16 protein-coding genes are annotated in these 13,530 nt (G+C 47.1%); 6 read left to right on the plus strand and 10 right to left on the minus strand.

The features are described 5' to 3' along the window. Nucleotides 1–18: 18 nt before the first annotated feature. The 3 genes from KNP81_RS01795 (at nt 19) to KNP81_RS01805 (ending at nt 1,885) form a co-directional block, all read left to right on the plus strand. A complete protein-coding gene (locus tag KNP81_RS01795) occupies nt 19–462 on the plus strand; it encodes a YaaR family protein (RefSeq protein WP_114166765.1) in 444 nt (147 codons plus the stop codon). Between the two features lie 9 nt (nt 463–471). Next, complete coding sequence (locus KNP81_RS01800; RefSeq protein WP_214717781.1) at nt 472–1,137, plus strand: DUF2225 domain-containing protein; 666 nt, start codon at nt 472–474, stop codon at nt 1,135–1,137. Nucleotides 1,138–1,390: 253 nt separating this feature from the next. After that, nucleotides 1,391–1,885: a DUF1572 family protein gene (locus tag KNP81_RS01805; protein ID WP_214717782.1), complete on the plus strand. Its 495-nt coding sequence runs from the start codon at nt 1,391–1,393 to the stop codon at nt 1,883–1,885. Nucleotides 1,886–1,923: 38 nt separating this feature from the next. On the opposite strand, the gene KNP81_RS01810 is transcribed toward KNP81_RS01805, so the two are convergent. The 3 genes from KNP81_RS01810 to KNP81_RS01820 form a co-directional block, all read right to left on the minus strand. Continuing rightward, nucleotides 1,924–2,565, minus strand: coding sequence for a DUF4352 domain-containing protein (locus tag KNP81_RS01810; protein WP_251130224.1), 642 nt, complete (start codon nt 2,563–2,565; stop codon nt 1,924–1,926). 148 nt (nt 2,566–2,713) lie between these two features. Further along, the gene (locus KNP81_RS01815; RefSeq protein WP_214717783.1) at nt 2,714–3,343 is read right to left on the minus strand and encodes a DUF4352 domain-containing protein; all 630 of its coding nucleotides are present in this window, start codon (nt 3,341–3,343) and stop codon (nt 2,714–2,716) included. Nucleotides 3,344–3,491: 148 nt separating this feature from the next. Next, a complete protein-coding gene (locus tag KNP81_RS01820; protein ID WP_214717784.1) occupies nt 3,492–3,677 on the minus strand; it encodes a hypothetical protein in 186 nt (61 codons plus the stop codon). 167 nt (nt 3,678–3,844) lie between these two features. Here KNP81_RS01820 and KNP81_RS01825 point away from each other — a divergent pair, with 167 nt between their 5' ends. Beyond that, entirely contained in the window at nt 3,845–4,225 is a 381-nt protein-coding gene (locus tag KNP81_RS01825) for a DUF3021 family protein (RefSeq protein ID WP_214717803.1), read from the plus strand. Nucleotides 4,226–4,260: 35 nt separating this feature from the next. Here the strand turns inward: KNP81_RS01825 and KNP81_RS01830 are convergent, their stop codons facing one another. From KNP81_RS01830 to KNP81_RS01850, 5 genes are read right to left on the minus strand one after another with little or no spacing between them, the layout of a single operon-like run. After that, nucleotides 4,261–4,614: a flagellar protein FliT gene (locus KNP81_RS01830; protein WP_214717806.1), complete on the minus strand. Its 354-nt coding sequence runs from the start codon at nt 4,612–4,614 to the stop codon at nt 4,261–4,263. Continuing rightward, nucleotides 4,611–4,985, minus strand: a complete 375-nt coding sequence (gene fliS, locus KNP81_RS01835; protein WP_214717812.1) for a flagellar export chaperone FliS — start codon at nt 4,983–4,985, stop codon at nt 4,611–4,613. The genes KNP81_RS01830 and fliS overlap by 4 nt, the downstream gene beginning before the upstream one ends. 14 nt (nt 4,986–4,999) lie before the next feature. Next, nucleotides 5,000–6,685, minus strand: coding sequence for a flagellar filament capping protein FliD (gene fliD, locus KNP81_RS01840; RefSeq protein ID WP_214717822.1), 1,686 nt, complete (start codon nt 6,683–6,685; stop codon nt 5,000–5,002). Between the two features lie 12 nt (nt 6,686–6,697). After that, nucleotides 6,698–7,054: a flagellar protein FlaG gene (locus KNP81_RS01845; protein ID WP_211780735.1), complete on the minus strand. Its 357-nt coding sequence runs from the start codon at nt 7,052–7,054 to the stop codon at nt 6,698–6,700. Between the two features lie 53 nt (nt 7,055–7,107). Continuing rightward, nucleotides 7,108–7,335: a hypothetical protein gene (locus KNP81_RS01850; RefSeq protein WP_214717824.1), complete on the minus strand. Its 228-nt coding sequence runs from the start codon at nt 7,333–7,335 to the stop codon at nt 7,108–7,110. 139 nt (nt 7,336–7,474) lie between these two features. Between KNP81_RS01850 and KNP81_RS01855 the strand changes: the two genes are divergently transcribed. Further along, nucleotides 7,475–8,311 carry an endonuclease gene (locus KNP81_RS01855; protein WP_214717827.1) on the plus strand — a complete coding sequence of 279 codons (837 nt, stop codon included), beginning with the start codon at nt 7,475–7,477 and terminating at the stop codon, nt 8,309–8,311. Between the two features lie 440 nt (nt 8,312–8,751). Here KNP81_RS01855 and KNP81_RS01860 read toward each other — a convergent pair whose 3' ends face one another. Then, nucleotides 8,752–9,882, minus strand: a complete 1,131-nt coding sequence (locus KNP81_RS01860) for a flagellin N-terminal helical domain-containing protein (protein ID WP_214717829.1) — start codon at nt 9,880–9,882, stop codon at nt 8,752–8,754. Nucleotides 9,883–10,115: 233 nt separating this feature from the next. Then, the gene (locus KNP81_RS01865) at nt 10,116–10,265 is read right to left on the minus strand and encodes a hypothetical protein (RefSeq protein ID WP_214717831.1); all 150 of its coding nucleotides are present in this window, start codon (nt 10,263–10,265) and stop codon (nt 10,116–10,118) included. 441 nt (nt 10,266–10,706) lie between these two features. Here KNP81_RS01865 and KNP81_RS01870 point away from each other — a divergent pair, with 441 nt between their 5' ends. After that, the gene (locus KNP81_RS01870; RefSeq protein WP_214717834.1) at nt 10,707–13,469 is read left to right on the plus strand and encodes an SH3 domain-containing protein; all 2,763 of its coding nucleotides are present in this window, start codon (nt 10,707–10,709) and stop codon (nt 13,467–13,469) included. Nucleotides 13,470–13,530: the final 61 nt, after the last annotated feature.

The following is a 13,530-nucleotide window of genomic DNA, read 5'->3' on the forward strand; positions in this document are numbered from 1 at the left end:
TAAGGAAGGACGGATTCTATGGACATTCGTCGCATCATGGAGACGCAGTCGCTTCACGGCACCGGAAAGGCGAAACGCCCCGAGGCTGAGCCTGGCGTCTCGTTCCAGAACGTCATCGGTCAAAAACGTGAGGACCGCGAGCATGAGCGCTTCCAACGCCAAATCGCGGCCATCCACGAGAAAGGCGAGCTCCTCGCCGAGAGCCAGACTGTCGAATCGCTCGCTGAATATAAGCAACTCATTAAAGACTTTATGAAAGACGCCGTTGACGCGGCACTCCGCCTCGAGGACAAACGCGGCTTCAACCGTCGCGGCCGAGCCAAGATTTATAAGATTGTCGAACAAGTCGACCAGAAGCTACTTGCCTTGACCGATCAAGTCATCTCGGGCGAAGCATCACGTCTTTCGCTCCTCGATCAAGTCGGCGAAATTCGCGGCCTGCTCGTCAACGTATACGTGTGAGGTGAGGTAATGGCAGAACATATCTTTTCGAAAAAAGTGAAATGTCCGTATTGTTTGAAACAGAGCGAGACGCCGCGCGTACTGTCGCGTCACATCCGGCCGCAGGAAGTCGCGAAGGATGGGTACACGACGTACGATGGCGCCAACCCATATTTTTATGAGCCAACCGTCTGCAGTCACTGTCACCTCGTCTTTCACGACTCGTTTGACAAGGTACGGAAAAACAATCGCGAGGCGCTCAAGTCGGGCTACTTCGACCGCGTCAACGCCGAGGCGCTCACGGGCGACCGCTCGGCCGAGCACGTCATCCGGCTCTACAAGTTCGCCGTCGTGACGGCCCAACTGAGCGGGCAGAAACCGTCCGTCGTCGCCATGCTCGGCATGCGGCTCGTCTGGATGTACCGCTTGACGGGCGATGAGATATCCGAGAAAGAATGGATGAAGCGGACGCTCGACAAGTACAACGAGGTGCAGGAGGCGTACACGGACCAAGTCCGGACCGGTCTCCCGTACGACCAGCTCATGTTGCGGATTGCCGACTTGTCGGCTGCGCTCGGTCTGTATGAAGACGCGCGGCGTTGGTACGGCATCCTGCTAGGAAGTAAAGAAGTGTCGGAGCGGATTCGCACCCAGGCCCGTTCACATTGGGAAGACTTTAGAATCGAACACGCGTAAAAGGGAGAGCCGCGGCTCTCCCTTTTCGCATACAAAAAACCGCGCTCATCCACTCACGGACAAACGCGATCGATTCTCTATACGGATGAACCCCCAAACCGAAAGGAGATCGACGAGACATGACTCCCGTCTAAACCTAAACAGGGCACCCAAGAACCGACCACGCGGTGGCGTCTTGCACGGTTCAGTCTCAATGATTTTTATCACGGTCAGATTGGGGTATGGTTAGTAGGAATCCAAAGGAGGTCATTCCATGTTTGAAACCCGCTATATCGAAACGGTACGCTCGATTTTTCAGGAACAGAAACAGCTCGCCGAGGACGCGTTGAAGCAAGTGAACGACGTGGATATGCCTCGCGTGCTCGCGAAAGATACGCTCTCACTCGCAGTCATCGTGCAGCACATCTCGAACAACATGAAGTCCCGCTGGACCGACTTTTTGACGACGGACGGCGAGAAACCTGACCGAAACCGTGACGCCGAGTTCGAGGACCAACAACAGTCACGCGCCGAACTGATGGCGACGTGGGACGAACGTTGGCAACTATTAGACGACGTCTTGGCGAGCCTCACACCAGAAGACCTCGGTAAGACCGTCTTCATCCGCGGTGAAGAGAAGACCGTCATCTGGGCAATTGAGAAGCAAGTGTCACACTACAGTTATCACGTCGGACAGATTGTCTTTCTCGCGAAAATATTCGCCGGCGAGAACTGGAACGTGTTGACGATTCCGTTGCCGCATCAATGACAATAAGAGAACGCGCATCACGGAGATGCGCGTTCTCTTTATTTGGTGACGTCGATCGTGTATTCATATCGCTCCTCGGCAATTTTATGGAACTGATCATTATAAGGTCCCTCCACAACAAAGCGGACTTCGGTCAGTTCTTCAGGCATCGACTCGACATGGAACAGCACGCCGCCCTCTTTCTTCACTTTTCCTAAAAATTCTCCGCCTACATCCTTTGAAATGACGATGTCAGCATCAACCTGTTCGCCTGTGTTCGTGACGAGCCTGGCTTGGTTTGGGTGAAAGCTGACAGTCTCATCACTCGTATTTTCGACGATGACATTGAACGAAACGATGGTCACTTCTTTTTGATCATCGAAGAAGAAACGATAATCAGAAGCGACTTCTAGACGCAGCGTTTGCACCTTATCGATTTGAAAGATGATTGGCCCAATCGTTTCTTCAATGCCTAAATCACTATTCTTCATGTAAATTTGACTGCGCCCAATCTCATCTTCCTGTACTTCAAACTCTTCACCTTGTACGGTTTCTGTTTCTGTCGTCTCTTTTTGGCTGTCTGTCGACGGAACGCTTTCACTTTGGTTGGTAGGTTCGGTAGTAGTCGATGATGGCTCCGTGTCTCCACATCCGACTAACACGAGCAAGGGAATGGCTAAGATGAATCCGTACGACTTCAATCCAATCCTCTCCTTTACCTCAAGACTTTTCCAACTTATATAAATCTTATTCCCCATTTTTAAAAGGGCATTCGAGGTAAACGTTAAATTTTTTGGGTATTACTCTGGACATAAAATGGCCGCACCAGTTCCCTGGAGCGGCCATCCTTTATTTCTCGACGTTGATTGTATATTCGTAACGGGATTCCCCAATCGACTGATAGTTCGCGTCCGACGGCCCGTCGATGACAACTTTCACGTCCTCTAACTCTTCCGGCATCGCTTTGACGAAAAAGAGGACGTTCCCTCCCTTCTTCACTTTCCCGAGGAACTCGCCACCGACGTCATCCGAGAACCACAAGTCGGCTGAGACTTGTTCGCCCGTGTTCGTCACGAGCGTCGCCTGGTTCGGGTGGAAACTGATGGTGTCGTCAATCGTATTCTCGACGATGACATTTATCGCCACGACTGTCACTTCTTCTTGCCCGTCAAACGAGTCGCGGTACGCCTCGTTGACCGTGAGTCGTGACGTCTGCACTTTATCGATGGCGAAGTTGACGGAGCCGATCGTCTCTTTGATGTCGATCGCTTTGTTCTTCATATAAATCTGGTTGGACCCAAGTTCGCTCTCCTGCACTTCTATCTCTTCTGTTGTGTCTGTCGCCGGTTCTTCCGTCGTTTCGGCCTCGACGACTTCCTCCGTGTCGGTCGCCGTCGTCTTCAGTTCATCGGCCTCTCCGCAGCCGACAAGTAGTGTCAATGGTAAGACTAGCAACAATCCGTATCGTTTCATGTTCATCTTAGTTCTCTCCTTTTTCGTATGAGTGGTGGTTGATAAGATGAGCATACTGGATTGTCTAGCCCGACCGGTGTAAGAAAACGTATAGGGTTGCCAACCTATACAAATAAAAGCCAAGGTCTTTGAAAGAACCTTGACTTCGGCTATATTATCCTCTTGATTTGAGATCTTCTTCCTCATACGGATCGGGACCGTCTTCGAGCGGCGCATCGTCTTCGACATACGCCTCAATTTTCGGATCGCGTTCCACATACTCATCGTACGCCCCTTCTGGACCGTAGACGAAGTAACGACGGTTTTTCACTGACTCAGGTTTCACTTTTTTCTCACTCATCTCGTTTCCCTCCCCTTTCCAGAAAAGAAGCAACGGTTACAGTTGTATTTACCCGATTTTATACGAAAACAGGCGTCTTTGCATCCTTGCATCCAGATTGAAACTTTTTCCAAATAAAATCGTATATAAAATCGTATACAAAGACAACATATGAATGAGGGGACGAGATGGATGAGTTTATTAAAAAAAGGATTTGTTCGCGGCGTGAAGTGGTTCGCGTTATTCGGATTGCTGACGACGTATCAGTGGTGGAGCGGACATACGAAGGTGTACATAATATGCTCGTCTATGGCGTAATGGCGTTTTTTCTCGGCCTGACAAGCGTCATTTATGAAGTGAGACGTTGGTCGTTCCCGAAACAGATTTTCATTCATTGGGCGACGATGCATGTGACGATTTTGCCACTCGTCATTTTTAGTGGTTTTCTGCCGGTGACGTCGTTACAAGAAGCTTTACTCACGTATTTAAAATTCAATGTGAGCGGGCTGGTTTTGTTTACGTTGTCCAGAATCCTGTTGAAAGTACGACGACAAGTCAAAGCCTCATAAATAAAAACAGCTCGAAGGCGTGCCTTCGAGCTGTTTCATGTCTGTTGATCGAACAGTCCTGAGAAGTTCGAATCGACGTCTTCATACGGATCGACGTATGACTTGACCGTCTTACGTTCTTGCCGTGCCGTCCCGAGCGTCATGCCGAGCCGTTGATGCTCGGCCTCGATCAACCGGGCGATCTGTTGGCTGTCGTCGACGAGCTGACGAATTACCGTCTGGTCGGCGTCCTTCAAATCCGGTCCATGCGCCGCGAGCAATTGCTCACGGTCGTCGAGCAATTCGTGAATTTGGTCCATCCACGTATCGTATGTCGGCTCTTCCGGTACTTGCGCCAACAAATCCTTCAGCCGTTGTGTTTTGAGAATGATCTCATCGATCGGTCTCATCCTTGTTTCGCGAGTTTCATCGCTTCCTTCCACGTGTCGCGGAGCTCGGTCGTGAAGTCGAGCACTTCGTCAAGGATGGTCCTGTCGTTCTTGACGTTCGCATCGACGAGGCGGCGCCACAAGTACTCGTAGAGCGAATCCAAGTTTGCTGAGATGGCGATGTCTTTATTGAGCGTCAGACGAAGCTCTTGGAAGATCGCTTGTGTCTTTTGGATGTTCGTGTTCTTCAAATCAGGATTTCCTTGCTCGAGTGCGAGTTTGGCGAGACGCGTGAACTTGAGCGCGCCGTCATACAGCATGAGCGTGAGTTCCTGTGGGTTCGCGGTCGTGACCGCATTGTTTTGATATGCTGCATATGGATTAGCTACCATTTAAATTCCTCCTCTTACATCCCGCCGCCCATGAACTGTTGTAGTGAGGCGGCTTGCGAATTCGCCTGGTTCATCGCCGTTTCCATCGCTGCAAAGCGACGGTAGTAGGCATTTTCTTTATCGACTAACAAATCGTTCAAACGCTTGATTCGTGTATCGATTTGCGTCATCTCACGTCCCATCGAGTACGTCGGAGCACCGGCCCCATCAGCACCGGCAATCCGAGTGATAGATGTCCGTGAACTCGACGCCGCATCACGGATTTGTGGCAATAGCCCCGTCTTTTCATCAGTGAACAGTTTATACACTTGTTCCGGGTCTTTCTCGATGGCGGCCTTCAGCTTTTCTTCGTTCAGCTCGATTTTGCCGCCATTCGTGAAGTCGGAACCGGTCGAAAGACCGATTTGGAACAGCTGCTGCATCTCTTTGTCATTTGTCAAAGACGTCGCGCCTGACCATTTGCTACGAAGCGTGTCCATCGTCCCGCGAAGAATCGTGTCGCCGCGAAGCATCCCGCTCATTGCTTTCTCTTCCCACTTTTTGATTTCATCCTCAGACAACTCGTCTCTCTGTGCCTTTGTGAGCGGTGCGAATGAACGGAAACGGTCTTCTTTGACTTTCTTGTTCATCAAATCAATCGTCTCATTGTACTTGTCGACGAACCCTTTGATGTTATCGAAGATTTTTTGGGTGTCGGTGGCAGCGGAGAGGGTGACCGGTGCACCTATTGGATTGTCTGGTGTCGGAAACTTTGATTTCAAGGTGAGCGTCATATTGTCGATTGTAAACGTGTTCGAACTCTGCGTCATTGTAATCCCGTTTACGACGAAACTTGCGTTCGTTCCTGCTTTGACTGCATCAGTTACCGCAATGCCTAAAGCAGTTTGCGTAGTCAAATCAAATTCAATAATCGCGTTTGATCCCGTTTGCTTTTGTGTCAATGCGAGCTTACCGGAGTTCGGCTCAAAAAATGCGGAAATGCCGGTATCTTTTCCATTCAATGCCGTGATGAGATTATCAACCGTCGCATCTTCAGCCAATTGAATCTTTTGCATTGCCCCATTTTGGACAGACCGTAATTGAAGCTCATAACCTGACGTGAACGTTGCTTTCGTTCCAGCTGGAATATCTGACCCATCCGTCATCGTTACTTTACCTGTCGCATCAACGCTATAACTCCCATCGACTAACAGCTGATCGCTTGCATCACGTAATTTGACACTGCTCACTTTCGGCATAGGAGCGAGTGTCCATTCTTTCACAGTAGTGTCCAATGTCGCCGTTCTCGGTGTCGGCGTGAAGCCCATATCAGATAGCTTCGTTGTTTTTGTGATGTTTGCATCAGCGAGTGTCTTCGGTTCCATCGCTAACGTCGCCGCCGTCGCCAAATCGGTCACTGAGTCGACTCGGATGGCTGTATTCCCGCTTGAAGGTCCAGCGACGACCGCTACGCGTGAAGTGTCCGACGAACTGGCTGTCTTCGCATAAAAGTTCCGGCTAAACGTCAAATCGACAGCGCTATTACGAAGCGTCATGAGCGAGCGGTTAATTTCACGATACGCATCACGTTTCCATTCGGTCGTCTGTTTTTTTTGCTCGAGCTTGTCGACCGGCGCACGCTCTGCCTGCATCAATTGTTTAATGATTGTATCGGTATCAATTCCACTGGCGAGTCCGCCAAACCGGATTGGTGATGTCATAGTTAGCCTCCTTTAAACACGTTCATCGAACAGTTGATTGAACTCCATGAACGCGGCGAAGAAGTCAAGTGACTTCTTGCTTGGGATTTCGCGGATAACTTCGTTGTGCGTATCCACGATTTGAATATAATAGTCGTTCAGTTTTTCATGTTTCATGAACTTCAAGCCGGTACGTTGTTGTTCGAGTACCAAGTTTGCCTTCTCGACGGCCGCCTCTAACTTTGTGACGTGTTGAGGCGTCGGCAGGATGACGATGCCTTCGTCGGCGAGTTTCGCTTGATTCGCTTCGACGAACACGTTTTTCGTTTGTTCATACGGCAAGACGGAAGAAGGTAGGTGAAGCCGGACTTCAGAAATGGTCGGGTTCATTTGCGTCTACTCCTCTTTAGTTGTTCTCATGGACTATATCGGTAGAAATCAGGTCAATTTGTAGTGCTTTGACGAAATGGTTCTCGTTTCTTTACTTCTAAATAGTTGACCTGGGCTTGTAAACCTTGAAATTGTTCCTGCAACTGCATTCGTCTTTTATCTCCGCAAGTCGTCGCTTCAATCGCGATGGACCGCATCGTCCGCAATAAGTCTTCTAGTTCGTCTAATCGCTTTTGTTCGGTGTAGACAGCCTCCAGCTCTTCTATCAAATCCTTGCCCATATAAACACCTTCTCTCTTCCTATGTATCGACATGTCAATCAAAAACTTGAGATGGGCTGACGAATTATTGAATCAGGTCATTCCGATAAATCGGGAATGATTTCTGTGAAGAGATTACTACGTAAAGGAGAGAAGCGAGATGGATTGGGAAGGATTATCTGAAGAGCAGGTAGCCATTTTAGTCGCTAGTATTTTAGGAGATAGTGAAATCACGAAGTGCTATCCATATGATCGACGTGTCAACAACAGTTACCGGGAGCATTTCGGGATGGGGCAGTTAAGTTATCGCCAATGGAAGCAAAAAAAGCTCTCTAACTTATTGTACTTACGAGGAAACAATCTTGTGTCGCGCTCCATTCCTCTGATGACAAAACTCTTCCCTCATTTTTATCCGGACAATAAGAAACAGATTCCGTTCGAGTTGCTTGAAGACATTCATCATTCTTCATTTCTGCTCACACTCTATTTGGACGATGGTTCTCTTCTCCTCAGTAAACGATTCAATCACAACAAGAAAGAGATTCAATTTACCCCTCATATCGCTTTCTACTTACAAGCCTTCTCGAGACAACAGTTGGAACAGTTAGCCATCTGGATGAAAGCACGTTATGACATCAATGTGCGAACAACAGGTACGCCGAGCGGTACAGGCTATTATTTAAAAACGACAAAAGTAACAGACACGTTCGACATTCTGAATTTATTCGAGTCATATATCGCCGAACTACCAGAATTCACATATAAACTGTCATGGGAAACACGTCTGCAAAACGAAATCGAGCTTTATAGGCAATCACACCCGGACTACACGATTCGCGTCTCCGTCCCCGCTAGGCCGTATTGTGACGAGGATATCGCTTTACTCATTAAATGGAAACAGCAGGGCGTGACGGACAAAGAGATTGCCCGACGATTGAACCGTACGTATTGGTCGGTCGTTTATAAATGGCAAGACGTCAAAAACCGTGAAGCATAAGCTCCACGGTTTTTAGTATAACTTTTAAATAGTCAATTGCTATATTAACGGAGCAATTGAAGCACAGCTTGAGGCTGTTGATTTGCTTGCAGATGCCCATATTTTTCAATATGGTCTAGACTATATCTTCACCCTTTTACAATATAGAAATAATGTATATAGTTATTGTAAAATAGGGGCTGGGCACTTCCCTCGCCGTTTACGAGGTACGGATCTCATAACCATGGACAGTTAGTCGGTAGGTCGTTCATCCTAGTCGTTGAACCTTCATCACAGTTTCCTGACAGATGCTTGGCTGCTGATTGTCCAATCCCTTCCTTTTTTCAGAACGTTCACGCTCACCGTTTCCAGTCACGTTGTCGTAAGGAGGGCTCTAAGGAGTCCCAGCAATTCACCCAGTTGTACTCTTATCTGTTACCAGATAAGACGCCCGTCATTCCTTACCGAAGGAGTTGAAGTACTGCCTGCGGTTGGGAATTCGATTGAGCCATCATTGCTTGCGCAGCTTGGTTGAGAATGTTGTTCTTCGTGAAGTTCATCATCTCTTTCGCCATGTCCACGTCACGAATGCGTGATTCAGCTGCTGTCAAGTTCTCTGAAGTAGTCCCTAAGTTATTAATAGTATGTTCAAGACGGTTTTGTACAGCCCCTAAATTCGAACGTTGATTCGACACTTTGTCAATTGCAGACTGAATTGTAGTAACGGCTGACTTTGCACCTGCATGAGTCGTTACATCAAGAGCAGTTAGAGAAAGCCCTGTAGCACTCATATCACCAATTGTAATCGCTAAACTTTGGTTTTCATTAGCGCCAATTTGGAAAGTTGCTCCGTCTGCATTTCCGGTTTGGATAGTTAAACCTGTGAATGCTGTATTCCCTGGTACATAAGCAGTGTCTGTTTTAATACTGACACCTAACGAATCGAAATCTAGAGTTCCACCTGCAACAAGACCCGTCTTAGAAATCACTTGTGAATCTCCTACTTTTGCTCCAGAATCGGCAACAGTGGCAGTTACAGCCAAAGTTATTGTTGTAGCTGTTTCGGTGATAGTATAAGTACTTTGTTTAGCCGCATTTGCAACTTTAATGTCATCAAGACTCGAAAGTCCTACAACAGTACTATTCAATGTACCACCAGATCTCGAGACGCCTAGGTTACCACCTAAAAGCTGTTTGCCATTGAATTGAGTCGTATCTGAAATACGAGTGATTTCGTCTTTCAACTGACTAATCTCAGTCCCGATTGCTGCACGATCTTCTGGTTGGTTTGTATCATTTCCTGCTTGAACAGATAGTTCGCGCATACGCTGAAGAATTGAATGTGTCTCATTCAAAGCACCTTCAGCCGTTTGAATGAGTGAAATCCCATCTTGTGCATTTTTCGAAGCCATATCAAGACCACGAATTTGTCCACGCATTTTTTCAGAAATCGCAAGACCAGCTGCGTCATCGCCAGCGCGGTTGATGCGAAGGCCTGAAGAAAGTTTCTCCATTGCTTTACCCGTTTGAGCTGTATTGAAGCCCATGTTGCGGTGTGCGTTCATAGCGTTAAGGTTGTGGTTGATAATCATTTTAATTTCCCTCCATAGGTTTGAGTTTTTTAAGCCCTTCCAAATCCATTTGTCAGAGCATACAAGGTTTAGGCCGGCCCCTCACCTTGTATTATTTTGGAACGTTTTATCGTTTCCATACTCTATATCGGAGCCATCTTCATTCTGTTTAGTGTTTTTATCAACTTTCTACTCATTTTCCGTAGTTTCTTAGTTTTGAATAGAAAAACGACCCATCGCTGGGTCGCTCCTCCTCACTTCACAACTATTCTCGCTTCATCCACAAACTTCGTCCCTGTCTTCCCCTGAATCGCCTCCCCGGCTCGCTCGAGCGACGTGATGATGGCTTCACGCCCGAAACGTGAGGTCACGAAAGCGAGTGCCGACTCGACTTTCGGTAACATGCTACCGGCTGGGAATTGTCCGTCCTCGATATAACTTTGGTGTCCGCGACCAAAAACCGATCTAAGCGGCTTTAAATCATTTTTCCAAGAATAATCGTAATTTGATTGACAGACATGAGTATCCGATTCCTTTTAGTGAGTTCAGTAATAGTTAGACATGGCAGTGATTGGGGCCGGCTCTCCTCCTAAGAGAGCATCATCACTCATCCTATAAAACGATTGTTCTGTAAAAAAACTTGTCACATCCATTATCCTCTCTAAAAAATCCCGAAATCTTCACCTCACATTTATTAGCCAGAATTTTTTATAAAATCATACATTTTATGAGTCTCTTGAATCGTTTACCTATTTTTGAAATATTTCCTTTCAATCCTTTGCCAATTTTCTCTATACTTGGTTCGAGCCATATCTAGAACAAAGGGAAACCAGGGAGGGAAACCATTGAACAAACGAAGTAAACGCTTGAGTACAGCCATCTTTTTATCCGGTGTGCTGTTTGCCACGATGTATACTCAAGACGTAAATGCCGCATCGAAAACAGCTACTGTCGATACATCTATCTTAAATGTTCGACAATCTTCCTCTACATCATCTCCAATCGTTGGAAAGTTGACAAAAGGAAACAAAGTCTCTGTATTGAACGTCAAAGGGTCTTGGGCTGAGATTAACTATAAAGGGGCGAAACGCTACGTTTCTTCCGCCTATTTAAAAATGACAACAGTAACACCTGCACCGACAAGTAAGGTCAAGCAGACATATACTGTCACCGATAACTTGAATTTGCGTCAATCGGCCAGCCTGAAAGCGCGAGTCCTTGTCACCATCCCTAAGAATAAAGAGGTGCAATACCTTTCAAAAACAGGAACTTGGTATCGCGTAAAGTACGGATCAAAGACTGGGTATGTCGCAGCCAAATACGTCAAGGTACAAAACACAGTCGTCAAAAATGCTACCGCGGCTGCACCGAAGCCTACTACAGTCACAAAAAACAACGCTTCATCTAGCACGACGAAACAAGTGTATGCCACAACCGTGAATTTGAATTTACGTAGCACGGCCTCGACGAAAGGCAAAGTACTCGTTACGATTCCGAAAAACAAGGAAGTCCAATACATCGCGAAGTCTGGCAATTGGATTAAGGTGAAATATGGCTCCAAAACTGGTTTTGTGTCTGCTAGCTATATCAAAGTGACGAATAAAACCGTCAGTCCAGCTCCTATCAAGCCTGCTGCGCCAAAACCGCCTGCACCGAAACCTCCTGCTGCCACATCGGCGCAGACAAAAGTGTATAAGACCAAAGAAAATTTGAACTTGCGTAGCACGGCCTCGACAAAAGGAAAAGTGCTTGTCACCATTCCAAAAAACAAAGAAGTTCAATACATTTCGAAGTCTGGAAATTGGTACAAAGTCAAGTACGGATTGAAAACCGGTTTCGTGTCTGCCACGTACATTTCAGTGACTACGAAAACGGTGACCCCTGCGAAACCAGCGCCTAAGCCACCAGCTGCCGCTCCTTCGAATAAGGTCACTTATAAAACAAAAGAAAACCTCAACTTGCGCAGTGCGGCATCATGGTCTGGTAAAATCCTTCTCACGATTCCAAAAAACAAAGAAGTGACTTATGTCTCGAAGTCTGGTGATTGGATGCGTGTCACTTACAACGGAAAAACCGGCTATGTTGCAAGCAGCTATTTGACAGCAGTCAAACCAGCTCCGGCAAAGCCGGTCACGCCAGCTGCGAAAAAGTATTATTACACGACTGCGAACTTGAATTTGCGTGCCTCGAACTCGTTAAGCGGAAAAGTCATTGTGACTTTATTGCCCAATAAAAAAGTCGAGTTCGTATCGGCACACGGTGATTGGTACAAAATCAAGTACGAGAATAAAGTCGGTTTCGTCTCAAAGAAATATTTGACCGAGAAGGCCCCTGTCGCACCGAGCACACCGGTTGAAACCGAGCAAGACTATACGATTGCTTATGAGGCTGTCGTCACTGCAATGCCAAGATTGAACGTTCGGACTGCGCCAGATGCAGGTTCAACCCAAATTGGTACGGTACTTCACAATCAAATCATCGGAGTAATCAAGAAAATCAACGATTCGTGGGTTCAAATCGAATTTGAACTGAATGGGAAATTGGTACCAGCATACGTGCATAGTTCGTATATCAAACCATATACTGGTCCGACTGTACCAGAGACCGTACCTGGTACAAAAAACGTTGTTTTGAACTACAGCGACTATGATTTGAAGTTGACCGACATGGTTCAAATCCAAAAGAACGTCAATGCTCAAACCGATAAATACCGCGGGACTGCCGCTTTTGTATCAAAAGAGTTTATCCAATTGATTGAAGGAACTCAAACTGGCAAAGTCTCGGCAAACGCCTTGAATGTCCGGGCGGATGCGACGACGAACTCGCACGTATATGGCATCCTTAACATGAACAGTGTCGTCAACGTCCTCGGTGAGAAAGACAACTTCTATTTGATCTCGTACAAGCGGAAGACCGGCGAATCGGAACGTGTCTTCGATAACACATGGCGCTTAGCGACGGAGTCTGATATTTTGAACCAAGTCGATCCACGTCTCGTGAAGTTCGAAGCTGCCCTTGATTCACCACGTGAATCGTTCCAATACTTGGACCTCTCGAAGTCTGCCAACGTTTCAGCTACGATTTTAAACAAAGCACTTCAAGGAAAAGGAATTTTGTCTGGTCAGGCGCAAGCCTTTATCGATGCGGGCAAGTCATATAACATCAACGAGATTTATCTCATGTCACATGCTTTCCTTGAGACGGGGAACGGAACTTCTACCCTCGCTTCAGGAGTTTGGGTCGACCAGACCGGGAAGTTAAGCACATCGACGAGCACACGTTACAAACTTGTCTATAACATGTATGGAATCGGCGCAACAGATGCCAACCCGACAGCAGGGGGTGCAAAATACGCCTTCGACAACGGGTGGTTCACACCTGCCGAAGCCATCAAAGGTGGCGGTCAATGGATCAGCAACCGTTACGTCAACAACACACGTAAACAAAACACGTTGTACAAGATGCGCTTCAATCCAGATAAACCTGGAACATATCAATATGCGACCGATATCGAGTGGGCATACAAGCAAACGTTCAAAATCCATGAGATTTACAAGTTGCTTGAAGAATACACTGTCGAATTCGATATTCCACGCTTTATTTATTAATTTCATTCAGACGCTAGAAGGAGCCATAACGGTCTCCTTCTTTTTTGTTCTAACTCTAACC

Source organism: Exiguobacterium sp. s149 (assembly GCF_018618395.1).
GTDB lineage: Bacteria > Bacillota > Bacilli > Exiguobacteriales > Exiguobacteriaceae > Exiguobacterium > Exiguobacterium chiriqhucha.

Bases quoted from the DNA above. Each gene is read 5' to 3' on its own strand.
- KNP81_RS01820 (WP_214717784.1), bottom strand. From the start codon at position 3,677: ATGAGTGAGAAAAAAGTGAAACCTGAGTCAGTGAAAAACCGTCGTTAC.
- KNP81_RS01805 (WP_214717782.1), top strand. From the start codon at position 1,391: ATGTTTGAAACCCGCTATATCGAAACGGTACGCTCGATTTTTCAGGAA.
- KNP81_RS01850 (WP_214717824.1), bottom strand. From the start codon at position 7,335: ATGGGCAAGGATTTGATAGAAGAGCTGGAGGCTGTCTACACCGAACAA.
- KNP81_RS01845 (WP_211780735.1), bottom strand. From the start codon at position 7,054: ATGAACCCGACCATTTCTGAAGTCCGGCTTCACCTACCTTCTTCCGTC.
- KNP81_RS01825 (WP_214717803.1), top strand. From the start codon at position 3,845: ATGGATGAGTTTATTAAAAAAAGGATTTGTTCGCGGCGTGAAGTGGTT.
- fliS (WP_214717812.1), bottom strand. From the start codon at position 4,985: ATGGTAGCTAATCCATATGCAGCATATCAAAACAATGCGGTCACGACC.
- KNP81_RS01800 (WP_214717781.1), top strand. From the start codon at position 472: ATGGCAGAACATATCTTTTCGAAAAAAGTGAAATGTCCGTATTGTTTG.
- KNP81_RS01795 (WP_114166765.1), top strand. From the start codon at position 19: ATGGACATTCGTCGCATCATGGAGACGCAGTCGCTTCACGGCACCGGA.
- fliD (WP_214717822.1), bottom strand. From the start codon at position 6,685: ATGACATCACCAATCCGGTTTGGCGGACTCGCCAGTGGAATTGATACC.
- KNP81_RS01855 (WP_214717827.1), top strand. From the start codon at position 7,475: ATGGATTGGGAAGGATTATCTGAAGAGCAGGTAGCCATTTTAGTCGCT.
- KNP81_RS01865 (WP_214717831.1), bottom strand. From the start codon at position 10,265: ATGTTACCGAAAGTCGAGTCGGCACTCGCTTTCGTGACCTCACGTTTC.
- KNP81_RS01815 (WP_214717783.1), bottom strand. From the start codon at position 3,343: ATGAACATGAAACGATACGGATTGTTGCTAGTCTTACCATTGACACTA.
- KNP81_RS01830 (WP_214717806.1), bottom strand. From the start codon at position 4,614: ATGAGACCGATCGATGAGATCATTCTCAAAACACAACGGCTGAAGGAT.
- KNP81_RS01860 (WP_214717829.1), bottom strand. From the start codon at position 9,882: ATGATTATCAACCACAACCTTAACGCTATGAACGCACACCGCAACATG.